20 protein-coding genes are annotated in these 21,590 nt (G+C 28.2%); 9 read left to right on the top strand and 11 right to left on the bottom strand.

Annotated elements, in window-relative coordinates; genetic code table 11:
- Positions 1–240: 240 nt before the first annotated feature.
- Positions 241–660 carry a c-type cytochrome gene (locus tag DAD81_RS06755; protein WP_111707493.1) on the top strand — a complete coding sequence of 140 codons (420 nt, stop codon included), beginning with the start codon at positions 241–243 and terminating at the stop codon, positions 658–660.
- 311 nt (positions 661–971) lie between these two features.
- Here DAD81_RS06755 and rpsA read toward each other — a convergent pair whose 3' ends face one another.
- Positions 972–2,831: a 30S ribosomal protein S1 gene (gene rpsA / locus DAD81_RS06750; protein WP_111707492.1), complete on the bottom strand. Its 1,860-nt coding sequence runs from the start codon at positions 2,829–2,831 to the stop codon at positions 972–974.
- 227 nt (positions 2,832–3,058) lie between these two features.
- Between rpsA and DAD81_RS06745 the strand changes: the two genes are divergently transcribed.
- Complete coding sequence (locus DAD81_RS06745; RefSeq protein WP_111707491.1) at positions 3,059–4,966, top strand: S9 family peptidase; 1,908 nt, start codon at positions 3,059–3,061, stop codon at positions 4,964–4,966.
- A 108-nt stretch (positions 4,967–5,074) separates the two neighbouring features.
- Here the strand turns inward: DAD81_RS06745 and DAD81_RS06740 are convergent, their stop codons facing one another.
- The 5 genes from DAD81_RS06740 to DAD81_RS06720 form a co-directional block, all read right to left on the bottom strand.
- A complete protein-coding gene (locus DAD81_RS06740; protein ID WP_111707490.1) occupies positions 5,075–5,836 on the bottom strand; it encodes a LytR/AlgR family response regulator transcription factor in 762 nt (253 codons plus the stop codon).
- A 123-nt stretch (positions 5,837–5,959) separates the two neighbouring features.
- On the bottom strand, positions 5,960–6,274 hold the full coding sequence (locus DAD81_RS06735) for a 2TM domain-containing protein (RefSeq protein ID WP_111707489.1): 315 nt from the start codon (positions 6,272–6,274) through the stop codon (positions 5,960–5,962).
- Positions 6,275–6,277: 3 nt separating this feature from the next.
- The gene (locus DAD81_RS06730) at positions 6,278–6,574 is read right to left on the bottom strand and encodes a 2TM domain-containing protein (RefSeq protein WP_111707488.1); all 297 of its coding nucleotides are present in this window, start codon (positions 6,572–6,574) and stop codon (positions 6,278–6,280) included.
- 31 nt (positions 6,575–6,605) lie between these two features.
- A complete protein-coding gene (locus tag DAD81_RS06725) occupies positions 6,606–7,949 on the bottom strand; it encodes a 2TM domain-containing protein (protein WP_111707487.1) in 1,344 nt (447 codons plus the stop codon).
- Between the two features lie 28 nt (positions 7,950–7,977).
- Positions 7,978–8,409 (bottom strand): DUF2141 domain-containing protein, encoded by a 432-nt coding sequence (locus tag DAD81_RS06720; RefSeq protein ID WP_111707486.1) that lies wholly within the window; start codon positions 8,407–8,409, stop codon positions 7,978–7,980.
- Positions 8,410–8,883: 474 nt separating this feature from the next.
- Here DAD81_RS06720 and DAD81_RS06715 point away from each other — a divergent pair, with 474 nt between their 5' ends.
- The 6 genes from DAD81_RS06715 to lipA all read left to right on the top strand — a co-directional run bounded on the left by DAD81_RS06715 (position 8,884) and on the right by lipA (position 15,350).
- Positions 8,884–10,989 (top strand): elongation factor G, encoded by a 2,106-nt coding sequence (locus tag DAD81_RS06715; protein ID WP_111707485.1) that lies wholly within the window; start codon positions 8,884–8,886, stop codon positions 10,987–10,989.
- A gap of 366 nt (positions 10,990–11,355) precedes the next feature.
- Entirely contained in the window at positions 11,356–11,541 is a 186-nt protein-coding gene (locus DAD81_RS06710) for a membrane or secreted protein (RefSeq protein ID WP_111707484.1), read from the top strand.
- Positions 11,542–11,544: 3 nt separating this feature from the next.
- A complete protein-coding gene (locus DAD81_RS06705; RefSeq protein WP_111707483.1) occupies positions 11,545–12,645 on the top strand; it encodes a glycosyltransferase in 1,101 nt (366 codons plus the stop codon).
- A 2-nt stretch (positions 12,646–12,647) separates the two neighbouring features.
- Positions 12,648–13,214, top strand: coding sequence for an RNA polymerase sigma factor (locus DAD81_RS06700; protein ID WP_394340155.1), 567 nt, complete (start codon positions 12,648–12,650; stop codon positions 13,212–13,214).
- The gene (locus DAD81_RS06695; protein ID WP_111707482.1) at positions 13,211–14,440 is read left to right on the top strand and encodes an NRAMP family divalent metal transporter; all 1,230 of its coding nucleotides are present in this window, start codon (positions 13,211–13,213) and stop codon (positions 14,438–14,440) included. The genes DAD81_RS06700 and DAD81_RS06695 overlap by 4 nt, the downstream gene beginning before the upstream one ends.
- A gap of 34 nt (positions 14,441–14,474) precedes the next feature.
- The gene (gene lipA, locus DAD81_RS06690; protein ID WP_111707481.1) at positions 14,475–15,350 is read left to right on the top strand and encodes a lipoyl synthase; all 876 of its coding nucleotides are present in this window, start codon (positions 14,475–14,477) and stop codon (positions 15,348–15,350) included.
- A 158-nt stretch (positions 15,351–15,508) separates the two neighbouring features.
- Here the strand turns inward: lipA and DAD81_RS06685 are convergent, their stop codons facing one another.
- Both DAD81_RS06685 and DAD81_RS06680 read right to left on the bottom strand, forming a co-directional pair.
- Complete coding sequence (locus DAD81_RS06685) at positions 15,509–16,216, bottom strand: DNA-binding protein (RefSeq protein WP_111707480.1); 708 nt, start codon at positions 16,214–16,216, stop codon at positions 15,509–15,511.
- Between the two features lie 72 nt (positions 16,217–16,288).
- Positions 16,289–16,954, bottom strand: a complete 666-nt coding sequence (locus tag DAD81_RS06680; protein ID WP_111707479.1) for a uracil-DNA glycosylase — start codon at positions 16,952–16,954, stop codon at positions 16,289–16,291.
- Between the two features lie 55 nt (positions 16,955–17,009).
- On the opposite strand from DAD81_RS06680, the gene DAD81_RS06675 reads away from it, so the two are divergent.
- On the top strand, positions 17,010–19,214 hold the full coding sequence (locus DAD81_RS06675) for an endonuclease MutS2 (RefSeq protein ID WP_111707478.1): 2,205 nt from the start codon (positions 17,010–17,012) through the stop codon (positions 19,212–19,214).
- Between the two features lie 8 nt (positions 19,215–19,222).
- Here the strand turns inward: DAD81_RS06675 and DAD81_RS06670 are convergent, their stop codons facing one another.
- The 3 genes from DAD81_RS06670 to DAD81_RS06660 all read right to left on the bottom strand — a co-directional run bounded on the left by DAD81_RS06670 (position 19,223) and on the right by DAD81_RS06660 (position 21,522).
- Complete coding sequence (locus DAD81_RS06670) at positions 19,223–19,453, bottom strand: hypothetical protein (RefSeq protein ID WP_111707477.1); 231 nt, start codon at positions 19,451–19,453, stop codon at positions 19,223–19,225.
- Positions 19,440–20,798: an MATE family efflux transporter gene (locus DAD81_RS06665; protein ID WP_245949187.1), complete on the bottom strand. Its 1,359-nt coding sequence runs from the start codon at positions 20,796–20,798 to the stop codon at positions 19,440–19,442. Before DAD81_RS06665 ends, DAD81_RS06670 begins: the two co-directional genes overlap by 14 nt.
- A 109-nt stretch (positions 20,799–20,907) precedes the next feature.
- Entirely contained in the window at positions 20,908–21,522 is a 615-nt protein-coding gene (locus tag DAD81_RS06660; protein ID WP_111707475.1) for a fumarylacetoacetate hydrolase family protein, read from the bottom strand.
- Positions 21,523–21,590 lie beyond the last annotated feature (68 nt).

Here is a 21,590-nt window from a genome sequence, read left to right as displayed (position 1 = left end):
ATTTTATCAATTCCTTCTTGTAGGAGAGAAATCATCCACAGTAAGTTCGCAAATTACAAAATTATTTAGAAGAATACATGCTTTAATTTTGTTTCAACTATCATATTACAATACAATCTTATCAATTCTAAATATAATTTAAAGAACATCAAATATTTATTAGTTTTTTTGTCATAAAAAGCACACTTGGTTAAAATTAAATATATAAATTTGTTTGTATCAATAATTAAATTTAAAAAAATGAAAAAATCGGTTTTAGTGTTAGGTTTAGCGGCTGTAATTTTTACAAGTTGTGGTGAAAAAAAGAAAGAAGAAGTTAAAAAAGAAGTTGAAACGAAAGTTGAACAAGTAAAAAAAGAGGTTAAAGATGTTGTTGTTGACAATTTAGAATTAGGAAAACAATTATTTACGTCTAAAACTTGTGCTACTTGCCACCAAGCAGATGCAAAAGTAATTGGACCTTCAATTAAAGATATAAATAAAGTATATGCTGAGCAAAAAGGGAATATTGTAAAATTCTTAAAAGGAGAATCTGAAGCAATTGTTGATACAGACCCAGGACAAGTAGCTATTATGAAAGCTAATTTAGATGGTTTTGTAAAAGATTTATCTGGAGATGAATTAGCAGCTATTGCAGCTTATATGAGATCTATAAAATAAAGAATTGTAGTTTTAGATATTATTCTAAAATTAAAATATAAAAGGCTTCAAGATTTATAAAATCTTGAAGCCTTTTTTTGGTTTTAATACATATAGGTACATCTTAAATAATTAAGCGCCAAATTACCTGTTTTAAGCAATTAATTACTGAAAAAGCAAGAACATTAACTTAATTTAAACAAAGTGTAATTACAAGAATTAAAAGACGTTTAAGGGTAGTCAAATAAACACTAATACTATATAAAATGCATAAAAAAAAGCTGCACCAAAATTGATGCAGCTTTTAATATATTTAAATGAATTAAGAAATACTATTTCCCTTCCATTTTTCTTTTTAATGCAGCTAAATCACCACCTAAATCACCAAGAGTAGTTTTATCAGCAGATTCAGCTTTTTTCTGAACTGATTTGATATTTTTCTCTTCTTGAGCTTTAAATATTGAAGTATGAGAAGCTACTACACGTCTAAATTCTTTATTGAATTCAATAACTTTAAACTTGTCTGTATCTCCTTTAGCTAATTTAGTTCCATCTTCTTTAGTTGTAAAACGACTAGGAACAAATGCTTCTACTCCGTCTTGTAAACTAACGATTAAACCTTTATCACTTTTCTCTTTCACAACACCTTCGTGAATTGAATCAATTGAGAAAGTAGCTTCATGTTCATCCCAAGGATTTTCAGTAGTTTGTTTATGACCTAAATTTAATTTACGTCCTTCAACATCTAATTCTAACACTTGAACTTCTAATTTATCACCTACAGATGTGAAATCTGATGGATGCTTAATTTTCTTAGTCCAAGAAAGATCAGAAATATAAACTAATCCGTCAATTCCTTCTTCTAACTCTACAAACACACCAAAGTTAGTGTAGTTACGTACAGTTCCTGTATGAGTTGAACCAACTGGGTATTTTTCAACAATATTATTCCAAGGATCTGGATGTAATTGTTTAATACCAAGAGACATTTTTCTTTCTTCTCTATCTAAAGTTAAAACTTGCGCTTCAACTTCGTCACCAACTTTTACGAAATCTTGAGCAGAACGTAAGTGAGTAGACCAAGACATTTCAGAAACGTGAATTAATCCTTCAACTCCTTGTGCTACTTCAATAAACGCACCGTAATCAGCTAAAACAACAACTTTACCTTTAACTTTGTCTCCAACTTTAATAGTATCATCTAATGCTTCCCAAGGGTGAGCATTTAATTGTTTTAATCCTAATTGGATTCTTGTTTTCTCATCATCAAAATCAAGAATTACAACGTTTAATGTTTGATCTAATTCAACAACCTCACTTGGGTGGTTAATTCTAGACCAAGATAAATCTGTAATGTGAACTAAACCGTCAACACCACCTAAATCAACAAATACACCGTAAGAAGTAATGTTTTTAACAACACCTTCTAATACTTGTCCTTTTTCTAATTTACCAATAATTTCTTTTTTCTGAATTTCAATATCAGCTTCAATAAGTGCTTTATGAGATACAACAACATTTTTAAATTCTTGGTTGATTTTCACAACTTTGAATTCCATTGTTTTCTCTACATATTGATCGTAATCTCTAATTGGTTTAACATCAATTTGAGAACCTGGTAAGAATGCTTCAATTCCAAAAACATCTACAATCATACCACCACGAGTTCTACACTTAACAAAACCGTTAACTACTTCACCTGTTTCGTGAGCATTGTTTACACGATCCCAAGCTTTAATAACTCTTGCTTTTTTGTGAGATAATACTAATTGACCAGTACTATCTTCTCTCTTGTCAACTAAAACTTCAACAATATCACCAACAGCTAAGTTAGGATTGTAACGAAATTCATTTAAAGAGATAACACCTTCTGATTTTGAGTTAATGTCAATAATTACTTCACGTTCTGTTTTTCTTACAACAGTTCCATCAATTACTTCTCTTTCATTAACCATTCCTAAAGTACCTTCTAAGGCAGCTTCAAAGGCTTTAATATTTTCTTCGTCAACTGCTTCAATTCCTTCTTCGTATTTGTGCCAGTCAAAGCTTTCTAGAAATTCTTCAGGAGTTACTTTTACTTCTTCAACTACAGGAGCAGCTTCTTGTTTTGCTTCTGCAGGAGCAGCAGCTTCAGTTTTTTCAACTTTAGGAGCATCTACTTGCTCTTCAGTTTTTTTTGTTTCTTCAGACATATTTGCTGATGATTATTTTTGTATCTCATTGTTATTCAGATTTTTAAACGATAATAACGCAAAGAGATTATTTATATATAATTAAATAAAATTCCTTTTTAAATCTGTTCTCGTAAAAAGGAGTGCAAATTTAGTGAAAAGTATTTGAAATAGCAATAAGTTTTTAGTCAATTAAATATTCAATTTACTGATAATTACTATATTGTAATTATCTAAAAACTAATTTTATGAAAAAATTTATTTATTATTTACTGCCAATGCTACTTATAGCTTGTAAAAGTGAAACAAAAGAAACTGATAATTCGGTTCAAAATTTAAAAGAATATTCTATTAATCAATTTATGGACAATGAATCGGTTTATGGCGGAAGCTTCTCCACAGACAAGTCTAAATTACTTATAACCAGCAATAGAACAGGAGTTTACAATATGTTCACTGTTTCAACAAAAACAAGCGAATTTATTCCAGAATCTAAATCAGATAGTTCTTCTGTTTTTTCAATTTCGTATTTTCCAAATGATGATAGAATTCTTTTTAAAATGGATGACAATGGAAATGAATTAAATCATATCTATATGAAAGATTCATCTGGAATAACTGATTTAACCCCTTTTAAAGGGTCTAATTCCAGTTTTTACGGCTGGGCAAAAAATAAAGAAAGTTTCTTTTTTGAATCGAATAAGAGAGATGAACGCTTTTTTGATGTTTATGAAATGAATATCTCAACTTTTGAACCAACATTACTTTTTGAAAATTTAGAAGGTTATAATTTTAATGGAATTTCTAACGACAAACAGTATTTAGCACTTAGTAAAACTGTGAATTCAAATGATAGTGATTTATTTATTTATAACTTAAATGATAAATCTTATACAAAAATAAATGACATTTTAAGTTCAAATTCAGCTGCAGATTTTAGCCTTGATAGTAAAGATCTATATTATACAACAGATGTAGATTCTGAGTTTGCATACCTTATGAAATACGATATTGAAACAAAAACTAAAGAAAAAGTTATGGAAAAATCTTGGGATATTACCTCAAGTTACTTTAGTTATAATGGAAAGTATCAAATAACTTCTATAAACGAAGATGCTAAAACAAAGGTTTTTATTAATGATACTGAAACAGGAAATGATATAGAATTGCCAACTTTTGATAATGGAAGTGTTATTGGTGTTGGTTTTTCAAGAGATGAAACCAAAATTCGCTTTTATGTGGGTGGTTCTAACTCACCTTACAATTTATATATTTATGACATCGCTAGTAAAGAAGTTGAAAAATTAACTGATGTTTTAAATAAAGAAATTGACCCAACTCACATGGTTAATTCTGAAGTGATTCGATTTAAATCGTTTGATGGTGTTGAGATTCCTGCAATTTATTACAAACCTCATCAGGCAAACAAGAATAATAAAGTTCCTGCTTTGGTTATGGTTCACGGAGGTCCTGGAGGACAATCGGGTCAATATTACCATCCACTTGTTCAATATTTAGTAAATCATGGTTATGCAATTTTAGCCGTAAATAATAGAGGAAGTAGTGGTTACGGAAAAACATTTTTTCAAATGGATGACTTAAATCATGGAGATAAAGATTTAAAAGATTGTATTGAAGGAAAAAACTGGTTAGTTGAACAAGAAATTATAGATGCAGAATCTATTGGGATTATGGGAGGTTCTTATGGTGGTTTTATGACTATGGCAGCATTAACATTTACTCCTGAAGAGTTTGATGTAGGTGTTAACTTATTTGGTGTAACAAATTGGCTTAGAACTATAAAAAGTATTCCGCCTTATTGGGAAGCTTTTAGAGAAGCTTTGTACAAAGAAATGGGAGATCCTCATACTGCAGATTCGGTTAGATTACGTAAAATTTCTCCATTATTTCATGCTGAAAATATTACAAAACCTTTAATTGTATTGCAAGGAACTATGGATCCAAGAGTTTTAAAAATAGAATCTGATGAAATTGTTGCTGCGGCCAAGAAAAACGATGTTCCTGTTGAATATGTTTTATTTGAAGATGAAGGACATGGTTTTGTAAAGAAAGAAAATCAAATAACAGCTTATGGAAATATCCTTAAGTTTTTAGATACTTATTTAAAGAAATCTGAAATTCCAGTTAAACAATAAAAATAAAATTTAACGTCTTTACGAGGTTCTAAGCAATCTGTTTATTAAGATGAGATTACTTCACTGCGTTCGTAATGACGTTAAATTTATAATTAATGCTAAAAAATATTACCCAATCCACTCTTTAAAATCTTTTACACGTTCTCGACTTACAATAATTTCAGCTTCTTTATAAGAATGTAATATTAATTTTAAGCGACTATTTGTATAGGAAATAATGTCTTTAATTGCATTTATATTTACAACGTATTTTCTACTAACTCTAAAAAAGGTTTCTGACTGTAATTTATTTTCCAAATTTTCTAATGTTTCTTCTAATAAATAACTTCTGTTATCTATAGTATAAATATGTGTTGCTTTATTTTCGCTATAAAAACACTCAATAGATGCTGTTGAAATCATTTTTATATGTTGTCCAATTTTTACAGTAAATCGTTTTTTATAATTATTAGCATTTCCTGAAGTATTAGAAATTATATTTTTAAGTTGATTTAAATCAAAAGTTACATTTTCTTTTGTATTGTATAAGTTTTTAAATTTTTGCACTGCATTTTCCAACTCATCGGAATCAATTGGTTTTAATAAATAATCTACACTATTTAGTTTAAAGGCTTTTAAAGCATATTCATCATAAGCAGTTGTAAAAATAATGGCGCTATCTATTTCAACTTCCTCAAAAATTTCAAACGACAAACCATCTGATAATTGAATGTCTAAAAATATTAGATCTGGATGTTCATTATTTAAAAACCAGTTTACCGCTTCTTCAACAGAATGCAACATTGTTAATGGTTCAATACTAAGTTCGTTTAACATACGACTCAATCTTCGAGCGGCTGGTTTTTCATCTTCAATTATAATTACTTTCATTTGTTTTTATATTTGTTTTAGTTGCAGGTTAAATACTTTTCTAATTTTTGAATTTGAAACAACCCCTAACTTAAAGCAATGTCCCCTTATATCTTTAATTTTTTCACTTTATAACTTATATTATTATTCCCAATACTGCTTTTTATCTTTATCCATTAATTCCTTTATCTTTTTATCTTCCCAGGCTTTACCTAAAATAAAATCCATTCCAAACACTCCAAATGCGTGAAAGAAAATTCCAATTCCCCAGAAAATTAAAGTTCCATACGAACTCCAGTCATATAAGGCTGATAAACCATCCCCAGACAATACTCTTGACAAAATGATAAATGCATTTACACTTAAATAAACAATTAAATGAATATAAAAACCTTTAATAGCTTTTACTTTTTTCTGAGCTCTAATAAATTTCTGATTTTCTAAATTATTATTTTCCATGACCTAAAATTTATTATTAGACTCTTTATCCATTATTTCTCTTATTTTTTTATTCTCCCAATTTTTATCAAAAATTACATTTTTTCCAAACACTCCAAAACCGTGAAATAAAAGTCCTATACCCCATCCAAACATTGGCCACCAAAACCAATAATGATCTGGTGAAGTCATTAAATTTATAAATATTAAAAAAGGGATTACTACGCAATAAGAAAACAAGTTCCAATAAAAACTTTTAATTTCGTCTACTTTCTTTTTTGCTTTAATATATTTTTGTTCTTCTGTAAAATTAGTATTCATAATGTGTTTTTTAAAAGTTTGATTTTTTTAGCTATTCCCAGTATTGTTTTTTATCAGTTTCCATAAATTCTTTAATTTTTCTTTCTTCCCAACCACTTCCTAATATTGGGTTGTAACTAAAGGCTTTAAAACCCTGAAAAATCATTCCTATCCCCCAACCTAACATTGGAAACCAAAACCACTGAAAATGAGATGAATATCTAAGATTTATGTAAATTAATATTGGAATTACTATACAATACGCTATTAAACTGCTGTAAAATCCTTTTATTTCTTCAACACGTTCAACTGCTCGTATATATTTGTTAGATTCTATTGTATTTGATGTTTTCATTGTTTTAGTTTTTTGAGTTAGTAATGGTAATTTTACCGTAAATGTCTCTCCTGTTTTTTCGACAAATACTTTTTTTAAAGTGATTAAATCATACCGATCTACAATATTTTTCAATCCTACCCTTGTTCCTTTTTCTAGCACTGTTTTAGGGCTATAATTATTAGTTACAATTAAATATCCATTCTCTTCAATTATTTTAACTGTTAACGGATTTTCTTCAGAAACCACATTGTGTTTTATAGTATTTTCTAACAATAATTGAAGTGATAATGGTATTATTTTTAATTCTGAATTACTTGCTTTTTCAGGAATATCAAATATCACAGCATCTTCAAACCGCATTTTCAACAATTCCATATATGTTTTTGCAAATAGTAACTCTTCATCTAAATCTATTAAATCTTTACTTTTTTGCTCTAATACATAGCGGTAAACTTTTGATAGTTTTGTTGTGAATTTTTCTGCTAATTTTGGATTTTCACCTATTAAAGAGGTTAATACATTTAAACTATTAAACAAAAAATGAGGATCTATTTGACTTTTTAAAGATTCGTATTTTGCAGTTTCTGTTTTGGCTACAATTTGTTGTTCTTTTACCTTTGTCTCTGTTAAAGCTTTATAAAAATATATTGTATGAAATATAAAAGAAGCCGCAATTGTAATAGTCAACCCAAAAAGGTAATATGTATATGCATTTTCATCATTTATAAACCTATCTATAGGATTTCCTAAAATAACAACCAAGGTTACAAACCTTAACAATACTAAAGCTACCATAGTTAAGCAAATTGAGCCAAGTGCTCCAATTACTAATCGTTTCTTATGGTTTTCTTTCCAAGAAAATTTAGTTCCAATGTATTGAAAAAAATAACCATTTATAGCAGTAAGCACAAAAGCATACATATAATGAATTCCAAAAACAATTAACAATTTGTTAAAAGGCAAATTAAAACCCCCATTAAAAACTAATCTTTCAATTATAAATATTATAACTGCAATTATTAGTGATATTTTAAATAAGAATTTCAAATCTGTTTTCATCTTTTTTATTATTAAATACTGTTGCAATTTAAAATTTAATTTCTAAAATTAGGTTTTCATTTGTTAATTCAAATTTTGAACTTTCAAACTCAGGAGGTCCAAAATTAAGAGGGTTATTTGATGTTCCATAATTTTCTTTAGGCATTCCATTTGTTTCAAAATCCAATCTTTTATTTTCATTTTCATCGTGATAACAAATAATAGCATAATTTCCGTCTGGCACATTATTAAAAACCGTAGTACTTTTTCCGTTTATTATATTTGAAGAACTAGCTTTAACAGGTAGTTTTCTAAAATTTTCTTTATTAAATAAAGCAAAATTCACAAAACCATTATCATTTAATGCGTTTACTACTGAGACAGTTATAGAATTTGAAGCTTCTAAACTTGTTTTTTCTGAATTTTGCCCAACTATTATACCTGAAAATAGCAAAGCGATTGTGATTAAAAATTGTTGCATAATTTAATTTATTTATGAGTTAATATTTTTTTTTAACACTTCAAAATTGTGGATTTAAACTCATTTCTAAAATTAAAAATTTCTGAATTGTAGTTTTTAAAGGATGAATTGTCAAAATAAAAATTGATTATCCATTTTTAACAATTTCCTAGTTAATCTTACATAGCAATTAGCAAGAAAACCTTTAATTCCTCTTAAAATAAACTTATGTTTAATTTTATTCTATAATTTATTATCTCATTTTTTATTTACTGCTACATATGATCCTTAATTTCACCCTAAAATCCAGCAATTATTTAATTGCTTTATATTGAATTTAAAAATGATTCTTGAATAATCAACAACTCCCATTTCAAACGTTTTAAGAGAACATATTATTTAGTTTAAACACTTTTTCAAAACCCTAACATTCGTCATATTTTTAATTAAAAAAGTTTGTAACTTTATAATACTTTTTACAAAAACAGTTACATTATGAAAATATACGATGATAAACACATTAAAAATGTTGCTTTTGTAGGCGCAAATAAAAGTGGTAAAACTACATTAGCAGAAACAATGCTCTTTGAAGCTGGATTGGTCAAACGCCGTGGTACTGTAGAAAACAAAAACACTGTTTCAGATTACCACGAAATTGAGCAAGAAAGAGAAACTTCCATTTTTGCCACTCCCCTTCATACTGAATGGCGCAATTACAAAATAAACATTTTAGATACTCCAGGTTTAGACGATTTTGTTGGTGAAATTGCCTCAACTATGTGTGTTGCAGATTCAATTGTAACTGTAATAAACGCTCAATATGGCGTTGAAATTGGAACTGAAATTATCTGGAATTATGTAGATCGTTATAACAAACCAACCTTATTTGTTATCAATCAAATAGACAGTCCTAAAGCCGATTTTAATGAAAGCTTTAAAAGTATTGTAAATTTAGCTGGAAACAACGCTGTTAAAATACAATACCCTTTAATGGATGGAGGTGCACAATGTATTATTGATGTACTTAAAATGAAAATGTACAAGTTTGGCCCTGAAGGAGGCAAACCTCAAAAGCATGAAATTCCTTCCGATCAAATTGAAATAGCAAATAAATTACATAATGAACTAGTAGAGAAAGCAGCTGAAAATGATGAAGATTTAATGGAACTTTATTTTGAAAAAGGAACCCTTAATGAAGATGAAATGCGAGAAGGAATTAAAAAAGGAATGTTAAATCATGAATTGTTCCCTGTGTTCTGTGTTTCTGCATTAAATGATATGGGAACAGGAAGATTAATGGGATTCATAGATAACGTTGCTCCTTCAGCTACCGACCTTAAACCTGAACAAAGTGTTGAAGGAAAAATAATTGAATGTAAAGCAGACGCTCCAACTTCACTATTTATATTTAAAACTTTATTCGAACCTAATTTAGGGCAAATTAGTTTCTTTAAAGTAAAATCGGGTGAAATTAAACAAAATGATAAATTAGAAAACTCTAGAAATAATGAAGTTGAAATTATTAATCAACTTTATATAATGGATGGAAAAAATCGTGAACCAGTTGAAAAATTAAGCGCAGGTGATATTGGAGCAACTCTTAAACTGAAATATACCATCACAAATGATACTCTTAGAGAAAAAGGTTCTGATATAACTATAAAACCTATTCAATTTCCCGCTCCAAGAATTAATAAATCAATTAGTGCTGTAGATAAAAATGATGAAGAAAAATTAAACGAAGCTCTTAAAAAAATTCATATTCAAGATCCTACAGTAACAATTAAATATTCAAAAGAACTTAAACAACAAATATTATCTTGTCAAGGTGAATTACATTTAGCAACTATTGACTGGACTTTGAAAAAAATATATGGAATAACCGCTCAATTTGAACAACCTAAAATAGCTTATAGAGAAACAATACAACGTTCTGCCACTACAAGTTACAAACATAAAAAACAATCTGGTGGTTCAGGACAATTTGGTGAAGTACATATGAAAATTGAACCTTGGTATGAAGGAATGCCAGAACCTGAAGGATTTAATATTAGAGGAAAAGATGAAATTGATTTAGATTGGGGTGGAAAACTTATTTTTTATAATTGTATAGTTGGTGGTGTTATTGATACCCGCTATTTACCTTCAGTTTTAAAAGGCTGTTTAGAAGTTATGGAAGAAGGTCCTCTTACAGGTTCTTACGCTCGCGATATTAGAGTTATGTTATTTGATGGAAAAATGCACCCTGTAGATTCTAATGATATTTCCTTTAAAATAGCAGCATCTCATGCATTTAAAGCTGCATTTCTTAATGCAAAACCTAAATTATTAGAGCCTATTCAAGAATTAACAGTAAAAGTGCCCGAAGAATTAATGGGAAATGTTATGACAGATTTGCAAGCTAGAAGATCTATAATATTAGGAATGGATAGTGATGGAAAATACCAATCTATAAAAGCTAAAACTCCTTTAGCTGAAATGTATAAATACTCAACTACTTTAAGATCTATTACTCAAGGTAGAGGAAGTTTTAGTACTAAATTTTCAAATTTTGAACTAGTTCCAAATAACGTTCAAGAATCTTTAATATTAACTAAATAATAGTAAATCAAAAAAACAAAGACTCGCCATTTTACATGACGAGTCTTTTTACTTATAGTAGCAAAGATTAATATTTTATTAATTCAATCAATTCTAATAATTCTAATAATCTAACAGTTTTAGTCGGTTTAATTCCTAAATACTTAATAATAAAGATATTCGAAATATTAATCTTCCTTACGAATATAATAATATATTTAAAATAATACAAACGTTACGGTCTTTTTTTAACAAAATCACAATTTTATATTCAATATATAACAAATATTTATGCGTTTTATACAAAGTGTATATTTGAATAAACTTAAAAAATTAATTTTTCAATAGATTTCATTATATTTGCATAGAAATTTTTACGTTAAAAAAATGAAATTATTATTTATAACATTAGCATTATTAGGATTAGGTGTTGCTGGTTTAGCAATTAAAATTTGGGCCAAAAAAGATGGTAAATTTGCAGGTACTTGTGCAAGTCAAAACCCACATTTAAATAAAAGTGGAGAACCATGTGGTTATTGCGGTAAAACTGCAGATCAATGTGAAAATAGATAATTTATGCTTGAATATTTGTTCGTTACTTTTATAGTAACTGTCTGTATTCAATCCATCTTTTACCTTTTTATTTTTGGGAATTTTTCATTTTCAAAGAAAAAAGCAATAAATATAGATAACACTAAAAGTGTTTCAATACTTATTTGTTGTAAAAATGAATCTGAAAATATAGAGAAAAATCTTTCTTTTTTTATAAATCAAGATTATCCAAATTTTGAGCTAGTACTTATTAATGATGGCTCAACAGATAATACACTTGATATTTTTGAAAAATTTGAAAAGAATTCTTCAATCCCTATAAAAATTGTTGATGTTAAACCTAATGAACAATTTTGGGGAAGTAAAAAATATGCCTTAACATTAGGTATAAAAGCAGCTTCACATGAATATTTGTTGTTTTCAGATGCAGATTGTAAACCCATATCTACAAATTGGGTTAAAGAAATAATGAGTTCATTTACCCCATCAAAACAAATAGTTTTAGGTTATGGAGCTTATTCAAAAGTTAAAGGATCTATTGTAAACAAATTAATCCGATTTGAAACTCTGCTTACTGCTGTTCAGTATTTTTCATTTGCAAAATTAGGAGCACCTTATATGGGTGTTGGCAGAAATTTAGCCTATACTAAATCTGTTTTTTTTAAAAATAAAGGTTTTGTAAATCACATGCAGATAAAATCAGGTGATGATGATTTATTTATAAATGAAGTAGCTAACAGTAAAAACACTGCAATTTGTATTGTAAATGATAGTTTTACCTTATCCAATCCAAAAACTTCGTTGAAATATTGGATTCAGCAAAAAAAGAATCATATTTTAACTTCATATCAATACAAATTTTCACATAAAGTTTCATTAGCACTATTTTATTTTTCTCAAATAATGTTTTGGGTAACTGGAACTGTATTATTGATCTTTACTTTTAATTGGAAACTAGTTTTGGCTTTAATATTCACTAGATTTCTTATTGTTTATTTATCACTTGGGTTTTCAGCAAAAAAACTAAATGAACAAGATTTAATTCTATTTCTACCATTTTTTGAAATATTTTTAATTTTCACTCAATTGTTTATCTTTATAAAAAATCTTATTTCAAAACCTTAGCATTGGTGAAAAAAAATATTGAAATTTCAGAATTAATTGAAAAAGCTCGTGAAAAAGATCAAAAAGCTTTTAACACTCTTTTAAACACTTATTGGAGTGACGTTTTTAGATTTCAATTATCAATGGCAGATAATGAAGATGAAGCTGAAGATATTACCATTAAAACATTTTCTAAAGCTTTTGATAAAATTCATTTATATAACGATAAATACAATTTTAAAACTTGGCTTATTTCAATATCTAAGAATATATTTTTAGATCATATTAGAAAACAGAGAACCACTACAATTTCTTTAAATAAAAAAGAATCTGAAGCTTATAAAATTTTTGATGAATCTCCATCTCCTGAAGATCAGTTAATAATTGAACAAAATTTAGTACAACTATTAAATTACATAAAACAATTAAAACCTCATTATCAAGAGATTATAAATTTAAGATATTTTAGAGAAATGAGTTACAAAGAAATGGCTGATCAACTAAATGAGCCAATGAGTAATATTAAGGTTAAATTATTAAGAGCTAAAAAACTATTAGCTCAGATAATTGAAAAATCTTCAAACAATTGAACTTTAAAAATTTCAATTGGCTAAAAAAATTAGGTCCTGGATTACTATTTGCAGGCGCTGCTATTGGTGTTTCTCATTTAGTACAATCTACAAGGGCTGGTGCAGATTTTGGTTTTGGTTTAATCTGGGCACTTATTTTAATACATATAATAAAATATCCTTTTTTTCAATTTGGCCCAAGATATTCAAGCGCAACTGGAGAAAGCCTTTTAGATGGCTACAAAAAACTAGGCAAAGGTGTTCTAATAGCTTATTTTGTATTAAACTTAGCCACAATGTTTACAATACAAGCCGCTGTAACTATTGTAACAGCAGGTTTGGCTGCTAATTTATTTGGTATTACAACCAACCCTATTACCTGGAGTATAATTATTACAGTTATTTGTTTTATTCTTTTACTTATAGGAAAATATAAATTGTTGGATAATTTAATGAAATTAATAATTGTTACGCTAACGGTAAGTACTTTAGTTGCTGTAATAATTGCCTATTTTAATACATCCAACACATATAGTTTAACTCAGGTATTACCTAAAGGCAGTGTTGAAGTTGGTTTTTTAATTGCTTTTTTAGGTTGGATGCCAGCTCCTTTAGACATCTCCATTTGGCAATCTCTTTGGTGTATTGAAAAGCAAAAAGATAAAAATATTGAATTTAATACTAAGCAATCAATTTTTGATTTTAATATAGGGTTTGCAGCTACTTTAATACTTGGCATTTGTTTTGTTTCTTTAGGTGCAATTGTAATGTATAATTCTGGTGAAACATTTAATACAAGTGCAGTTCAATTTACTCAACAATTAATTCAACTATACACATCTAGCCTTGGAGAAGAAGTATATATTTTTATTGCTGCTGCTGCATTTACAACTATGTTTAGTACTACTATTACAACTTTAGATGCATCACCTAGAGCAATGTCTAAAACATTTGAGCTTCTAACAAATAAATCATACAAAAACACTTACTGGTTTTGGATTAGTTTTTTAGCCCTTGGAACCATTGCTATATTGCTGTTTTTCATGTCTGAAATGGGCGTTTTAATAAAAATTGCGACCATTCTTTCTTTTTTAACCGCTCCTTTCTTTGCTATCATAAATTTTGTTCTTGTTTCAGGAAAAAATATGCCTAAAAAATGGAGGCCTTCATTACAAATGAAAATTTATAGTTGGTTAGGAATTTTATTTCTTATAGGATTTAGCATCTGGTATTTAACAAGTTTATAAATTCTTTGTATTTTTGTAGTCAATTTTGAATTAAATGAGCGAAGAAAACACAATTACAACAGATAAAAAACTACAAAAACCAAAATGGCTACGTGTAAAATTACCTGTTGGTAAAAAATATACTGAACTTAGAGGTGTAGTTGAAAAATATAAATTAAATACCATTTGTACAAGTGGAAGTTGTCCTAATATGGGTGAATGTTGGACCGAAGGAACAGCAACTTTTATGATTTTAGGAAATATTTGTACACGATCTTGTGGTTTTTGCGGTGTAAAAACTGGAAGGCCTGAAAATGTAGATTGGGAAGAACCTGAAAAAGTAGCCAGATCTATAAAGCTTATGAATATTAAGCATGCGGTCATAACATCTGTTGATAGAGATGATATTAAAGATGGTGGTTCCATTATATGGGCAGAAACTGTAAATGCAATTAGAAGAGCCAATCCAAATACTACACTAGAAACTCTAATTCCTGATTTTCAAGGTAATAAACCAAATATTGATCGAATCTTAGCAGTTGCTCCAGAAGTAATTTCTCATAATTTAGAAACTGTTAGACGTTTAACTCGTGAAGTTAGAATACAAGCTAAATACGACAGAAGTCTTGAGGTTCTTAAATATATGAAAGACCAAGGTCAACGTAGAACAAAATCTGGAATTATGCTAGGTTTAGGAGAAACAGAGGCAGAGGTAATTGAGACAATGCAAGATTTGGCAAACGCAAAAGTTGATATTTTAACTATTGGTCAATATTTACAACCAAGTAAAAAACATTTACCTGTAAAAGAATTTATAACTCCAGAACAATTTGATAAATACAAAAAAATAGGTCTAGAACTGGGCTTTAGACATGTTGAAAGTAGTGCTTTGGTAAGATCATCTTATAAAGCACAAAAACATTTAGAATAAAATATAATATATTTTAACACTTAATTAACAAATCATCTAGTCTTTCGGCACAAGTATTGCGAATAAAATAATCGAACAAAGGTTTGGTTAACTTTGTTTCAATATTGTTTAAGTTTAGATTAGAGTTAGTAAAAAAAGCGCCTGATTAGCGCTTTTTTTTATTTTATTAAAATGCCATCTTCCAATAATATATTATAAACATAACCGTAACCAAAATCCTTATCTAAAGTTACTATTCCTTTAAAAGTAACTGTATCACCAACTTTTACTTCTTCAGTTGTGGTAATAGTTAAATTTATATCTTTTTCAAATTTAGTTCCATCAATAATATGTACCCAATTTCTTTTTAAAATACCATTATTAACTTTTATAACTTTTCCTTTAACAGTCACTTCTTTTTTTGAAAGCGATTTTTTATTTTTAAATATATTTTCTAAGCTAGTACCGCCTTTTGGTTGTTCAATTTTAACGGCTGAAATAGGTGAATGTTCATGTTCTGAATTTGCATGTGGATTTTTCACTTCTTTGTTTATGCCAGCCTCAGTTTTTCTTATTCCTTCAGAAAAAACAATACTTTCAAACGTCTTTTTTAATTGTTTACTTTCAAAATTTTTCATGACCATTCCACCTTCATAAAAATAAGTTTCACCAACACCTACATCAGAATTTGGAATTGCCATCCAATAATCATTTCCATCTTCAGAGACATTTAAATAGGCATAAGTTCCCCCTCCAATTTTTTCATTAACAACTATTTTATGTATAGATTTATTTGTTCCTACCTCTTTGTTTATTTTTGAATATTCTACCTTTTCTTTACAAGATATTAGTAGTAACACACTAAAAACTATTGATATATATTTCATTTTCATCTCTTTTAATTCTATTTAATAAAACGTAAATTTAATTATTATAACCATAAACAGCTATGACATTAATCACCATATAATTAATGAACTATCAATACTTTTTAAATATTCATTAGTCTTGCTAAAGTGCTTATTACCAAACCAATAACCTCTATTAGCACTCAATGGAGAAGGATGTCCGCTTGTTAAAACATAATGCTTTTTGGTATCAATTTTTAATCCTTTCTTTTTTGCATATCCTCCCCAAAGTAAAAACACAACGTTTTTATGTTCTTCAGAAATTTTAGAAATAACAGCATCTGTAAATTTTTCCCACCCATGTTTTTGATGAGAACCCGCATTATGCGCTCTAACAGTTAATGTTGCATTTAACATTAAAACTCCTTGTTTTGCCCAATGTTCCAAATTTCCGCTTTTTGGATATGGAATATTTATATCCTCTTCAATTTCTTTAAAAATATTTATTAAAGATGGCGGGTGTTTAACTCCTTCATTTACAGAAAAACACAAACCATGTGCTTGCCCTTCTCCATGATATGGATCTTGACCTATAATTACAACTTTTAAATCCTCAAATGGACATAAATTAAAAGCTTCAAAAATTTTATTTGCTGGTGGATAGCACGTATTTTTGAAATACTCCTCTTTTACAAATTCTGTAAGCTTCTCAAAATAAGGCTTTTCGAACTCATTTTTTAAAAGTTCTTGCCAACTATTATCTATTTTAACTTTCATTATTTGTATTCACGTTAAATTCATATTTTTGCCAAGTTCAAAAGTAGCACTTTTTATGAGTAACATATCAGAAAAAACACTAATTGATTTAGAATTTTTTACCATTTTGCAATCGGTAAGTGAACATTGTATTTCTGAATTAGGTAAAATCAGCACTTTAAAAGTCAGACCTTTTCAGTCCAAAGAAAAATTGATTCCAGCGTTAAAACTTGTGAATGAATATAGATCTTCTTATGACAATGATAATAGATTACCTAACCATTATTTTGATGATATTCAGAAGGAAATTCATTTATTAAATATTGAAAATAGCTATTTAGAGCCTGCTTCTTTTCTTAAAGTTTTAAATAATTCGAATACTGTATTTGAAATTTTAAAATTTTTAAAAAAATTTAAAGATATTTATCCTGCATTATTTAATTATTCAGAAACTATTGAATACCAAAAAATAATTACAGACACAATAAAAAGTGTTATAACTCCTTTTGCTGAAGTTGACGAAAATGCCTCACCTCTTTTAAAAAGTATTAGAAAAGAAATAAATACAATTAGAGGTAAAATTGGCTCTAGTTTTACAAAAGCTTTAAATCAGTATAATAGTTCTGGCTATTTAGATGACATTAGAGAATCTGTTATAGATAACCAACGTGTTTTAGCCGTTCAGGCAATGCACCGCAGAAAGGTAAAAGGAAGTCTTTTAGGAAGTTCAAAAACGGGTAGTATTGTTTATATAGCGCCAGAAGCAACCTTACAATATAGTAGAGAATTACAGAATTTATCTTATGAAGAACATCAAGAAATTGTTAGAATTTTAAAAGATTTATCAAATGTAATTAGAGTTTATGTACCTAACTTAAATGAATATCAAAAATTTTTAATTAAACTAGATGTTATAGGTGCAAAAGCAAAATATGCTAAAACTTTAAATGCTTGTCTTCCAAAAATCACAAATGAAAAAACGGTTTTTTTAAGAGATGCCTACCACCCTATTCTTTTATTAAATAATAGCAAAAAGAACTTAAAAACTGTTCCACAAACGCTAGAATTAAATGATAAACAGCAAATAATAGTAATTTCAGGACCAAATGCCGGTGGAAAAAGTATTACTTTAAAAACCATTGGTTTGTTACAAGTAATGTTACAAAGTGGAATTTTAATTCCCGTTCATGAAAGGTCTTCTACTTATTTTTTCGATAAAGTATTAACAGATATTGGAGACAACCAATCTATTGAAAATCAACTATCCACGTATAGTTATCGTTTAAAAAACATGCGTAACTTTTTAAGACGCTGTAATGAAAATACCCTATTCTTAATAGATGAATTTGGAACCGGTAGTGATCCCGAACTTGGTGGCGCTTTGGCTGAAATATTTTTAGAAGAATTCCATTCAAAAGGAGCTTACGGAATTATAACAACACATTATGCTAATTTAAAGGTTTTAGCAAGTGAAATGGATAATGTATCAAATGCAAATATGCAATTTGATGAAAAAACTTTAGAACCATTATTTAGATTATTTATTGGGCAAGCTGGTAGTTCATTTACTTTTGAAGTTGCTCAAAAAAATGGTATCCCATTCAGTCTAATAAACAAAGCAAAGAAACGCGTAGAAGGAGAAAAAATACGATTGGATAAAACCATTTCAAAACTTCAAAAAGAGCGAAATATTCTTCAAAAAACATCTGAAAAATTAGAAAAAGAGAAAAACAAAGCAACTGAAAAATCTGATTCATTATCTGAAAAGCAAGAAAAAGTTCAGGAAAAACTTGAAAATTTTCAAGCATTATATGATAGCAACCAAAAGATGTTGGCTTATGGAAGAAAAATTAATGAAATTGTAAATAAATACCTTCAAACTAACAACAAAAAGGAATTAAACCTGGAGTTTAATAAATGGGTTGCTTCAGAAAAAACAAAAAATTTAAAAAAGAATCCTCCAAAACCAAAAACCAAAGCCCAAAAGAAACAGGTTAAAGTTGAAAATAAAAAGGTTGAACAAAAGCTTATTTCAACAGAAAAAGAGGTTTTAGTTGAAGTTGTTAAAGTTAGAATACAAAAGAATACTGAAGCTAAAAAAATTGCACGTCAAAAATCCGATTATGTTTTTAAAGTAAACGATAAAGTACGAATTATTGACAGTAATTCCTGCGGAACTATTGATAAAATAGAAAAAAATAACGTGTTTATAAATTATGGCGTATTCACTACTAAAACAAGTATTAATAAACTTGAATTAGTTGAATCATCAAAAAAATAAATTATTAATTATTCAGATTCGTAACGTTTCATTTCTCGGTCATAAAATTCACTAGATTCTTCAATTAGCGTAGCTACTTGAACTTCTAATTCTTGTTGATCTTCACCAGCAAAATCTTCTAACCACTCAATTTCATCATCAACTAAATTAATTAGAAAGCGTGGGAATTCAGTGTGTATTACAAAAATATCATCTGGACAATCTGTATTGTCTCCCATTAAAAATTTAGGTAAGTTCATTTTTTTCTTTAATTAATTTATTAGACAAATAGTTAAAACGGATTAGTAACATTATTGCAGAACAAGTTAACGAAACTAACAATCCAATCCATATTCCAAAAGTACCCATTTCTAAGGTTCTTCCCAAATAATAACAAATAGGAAATCCAATAATCCAATACGCTACAAACGTTATACCCGAAGGTACATTAACGTCTTGTAATCCTCTTAAAGCTCCTAAAACAACAGCTTGTATTCCATCGGATAATTGAAAAAACCCTGCAATAATTAATAAACTAGAAGCAATTGATATCACTTCTACATTATCTGTAAACATACGTGGTAATATATCTTTAAACAACATAAAACATATTGAAAAAGCAAACATTACTATAAATATTAGTATAAAATTTGAAAAGGCAATTCTACGTAATTCCACAAAATTTTTCAATCCTTTTTGGTTTCCAACTCTAATAGTTGCTGCCACACCTATACCTACAGCAACCATAAATGTGGTTGAAGCTAATTTTAAGGCAATTTGATTTGCTGCTTGTGGAAAAGCTCCTAATGTTCCTGCTAAAAGTACAGTTGCAGTAAATAAACCTACTTCAAAAAGCATTTGCAATGCAGTAGGAAATCCAAGTTTCATAATTCTGCCAAAACGTTCTTTTTTTAATTCTGAAAATTTTAATCTTTTTAGATAAATAGCAAACTTTTCTTGTTTTGATAAAACATAATATATGAAAAACAACATTATAATTCTAGACACCAATGTTCCTATTGCAGCACCAACAAGTTCTAAGCGAGGAAAAATCCACAATCCATATATTAACATAAAGTTTAAAAAAACATTTACAATATTAGATAATATAGTAGCCCACATAGAATATTTAGTTTCAGATAAACCATCTGCAAACTGTTTAAACCCTTGAAATATCATTAAAGGAATCATTGAAAATGCTACAATTTCATAATAAGGAATTGCTAAAGCAACTACTTCTTCTGGCTGATCCAAATAATACAATATTGGTTTCATAAAAAACAACACTGCAAACATTGTTATTCCTAAAATTGTTGAAAGTATTATTCCATGTTGAAAAATACTGCGCCCTTTTTCTTTATCATTTTCACCATCAGATTCAGCAATTAAAGGAGTAATTGCAAATGAAAATCCCAATCCTACTGAAAGCGAAATAAAAAACAAACTATTACCAAGAGAAGTTGCTGCCAATTGAATAGGACCTAATCTTCCAACCATAATATCATCAATAAGCCCAACCATTAAATGGCCCAAAGACCCCATCATAATTGGAGTGGCCAATTTTATATTGTTTTTAAACTCTGATGTATATTTTTTAAAATTCAAGGTTAATTATTTTGGAGTGCGAAGATACAAGAATTTAGTTACAAAGAAACAGGAAACAACTTCAATTGAAATTGTTTCCTGTCCCTTTAATTTATTAAAAGTAACTTAATTAAACCATTTTAAAATCTAACAACAATTCACCTTCTATTGAACCTTGCAACCTATCTCCCTTAAATATCTCTCCTGCTCCCTCAGCTGGAGTTCCTGTAAAAATAAGGTCTCCAGGCTCAAGAGTCATATATTTAGAAACATTAGAAATAATTTCTGCAAAATTATAAATCATAAGAGAAGTATTTCCAACTTGAATTTGTTTACCATTTATTTTTAAGTCGAAATTAATATTATCTACATCTGAAAAACCTGAAATTGGTTTAAAAGAAGACATTGGCGCTGCACCATCAAAACCTTTAGCTAAATCCCAAGGTCCCTTTACATTTCTGCAAGCAGTAAGCACATCTTTTGCTGTATAATCAATACCAACTCCTATTTCTGAAATATATGAAACTGCTTCTCCTTCTAAAATATCCTTTCCTGTTTTCCCAATTTTCACAACTAGTTCTACTTCATAAGCCAAATTATTTGTGAATGAAGGATATTTAACATCTTTATTGCCTGTAACCAAACTAGACTCTGGTTTAGTAAATATTATTTGAAAACCATCTTTGTTTACACCCGCTTCTTCTTTTTTAGTAACGTAATTCTTACCAATTCCAATTATTTTCATTATTTTTTTATCTTAAATTAATTCTATTTATAAAATCAAAATTACAAAAACAGAATTAATAATTTTAT

The sequence above is a fragment of the Lutibacter citreus genome (assembly GCF_003260195.1).
GTDB lineage: Bacteria > Bacteroidota > Bacteroidia > Flavobacteriales > Flavobacteriaceae > Lutibacter > Lutibacter citreus.
This window is presented reverse-complemented; position numbering and strand designations above follow the sequence as displayed.

Bases quoted from the DNA above. Each gene is read 5' to 3' on its own strand.
- lipA (WP_111707481.1), top strand. From the start codon at position 14,475: ATGAGCGAAGAAAACACAATTACAACAGATAAAAAACTACAAAAACCA.
- DAD81_RS06680 (WP_111707479.1), bottom strand. From the start codon at position 16,954: ATGAAAGTTAAAATAGATAATAGTTGGCAAGAACTTTTAAAAAATGAG.
- DAD81_RS06705 (WP_111707483.1), top strand. From the start codon at position 11,545: ATGCTTGAATATTTGTTCGTTACTTTTATAGTAACTGTCTGTATTCAA.
- DAD81_RS06725 (WP_111707487.1), bottom strand. From the start codon at position 7,949: ATGAAAACAGATTTGAAATTCTTATTTAAAATATCACTAATAATTGCA.
- DAD81_RS06755 (WP_111707493.1), top strand. From the start codon at position 241: ATGAAAAAATCGGTTTTAGTGTTAGGTTTAGCGGCTGTAATTTTTACA.
- DAD81_RS06660 (WP_111707475.1), bottom strand. From the start codon at position 21,522: ATGAAAATAATTGGAATTGGTAAGAATTACGTTACTAAAAAAGAAGAA.
- DAD81_RS06675 (WP_111707478.1), top strand. From the start codon at position 17,010: ATGAGTAACATATCAGAAAAAACACTAATTGATTTAGAATTTTTTACC.
- DAD81_RS06685 (WP_111707480.1), bottom strand. From the start codon at position 16,216: ATGAAATATATATCAATAGTTTTTAGTGTGTTACTACTAATATCTTGT.
- DAD81_RS06720 (WP_111707486.1), bottom strand. From the start codon at position 8,409: ATGCAACAATTTTTAATCACAATCGCTTTGCTATTTTCAGGTATAATA.
- DAD81_RS06740 (WP_111707490.1), bottom strand. From the start codon at position 5,836: ATGAAAGTAATTATAATTGAAGATGAAAAACCAGCCGCTCGAAGATTG.
- DAD81_RS06710 (WP_111707484.1), top strand. From the start codon at position 11,356: ATGAAATTATTATTTATAACATTAGCATTATTAGGATTAGGTGTTGCT.
- DAD81_RS06715 (WP_111707485.1), top strand. From the start codon at position 8,884: ATGAAAATATACGATGATAAACACATTAAAAATGTTGCTTTTGTAGGC.
- DAD81_RS06670 (WP_111707477.1), bottom strand. From the start codon at position 19,453: ATGAACTTACCTAAATTTTTAATGGGAGACAATACAGATTGTCCAGAT.
- rpsA (WP_111707492.1), bottom strand. From the start codon at position 2,831: ATGTCTGAAGAAACAAAAAAAACTGAAGAGCAAGTAGATGCTCCTAAA.
- DAD81_RS06745 (WP_111707491.1), top strand. From the start codon at position 3,059: ATGAAAAAATTTATTTATTATTTACTGCCAATGCTACTTATAGCTTGT.
- DAD81_RS06730 (WP_111707488.1), bottom strand. From the start codon at position 6,574: ATGAATACTAATTTTACAGAAGAACAAAAATATATTAAAGCAAAAAAG.
- DAD81_RS06735 (WP_111707489.1), bottom strand. From the start codon at position 6,274: ATGGAAAATAATAATTTAGAAAATCAGAAATTTATTAGAGCTCAGAAA.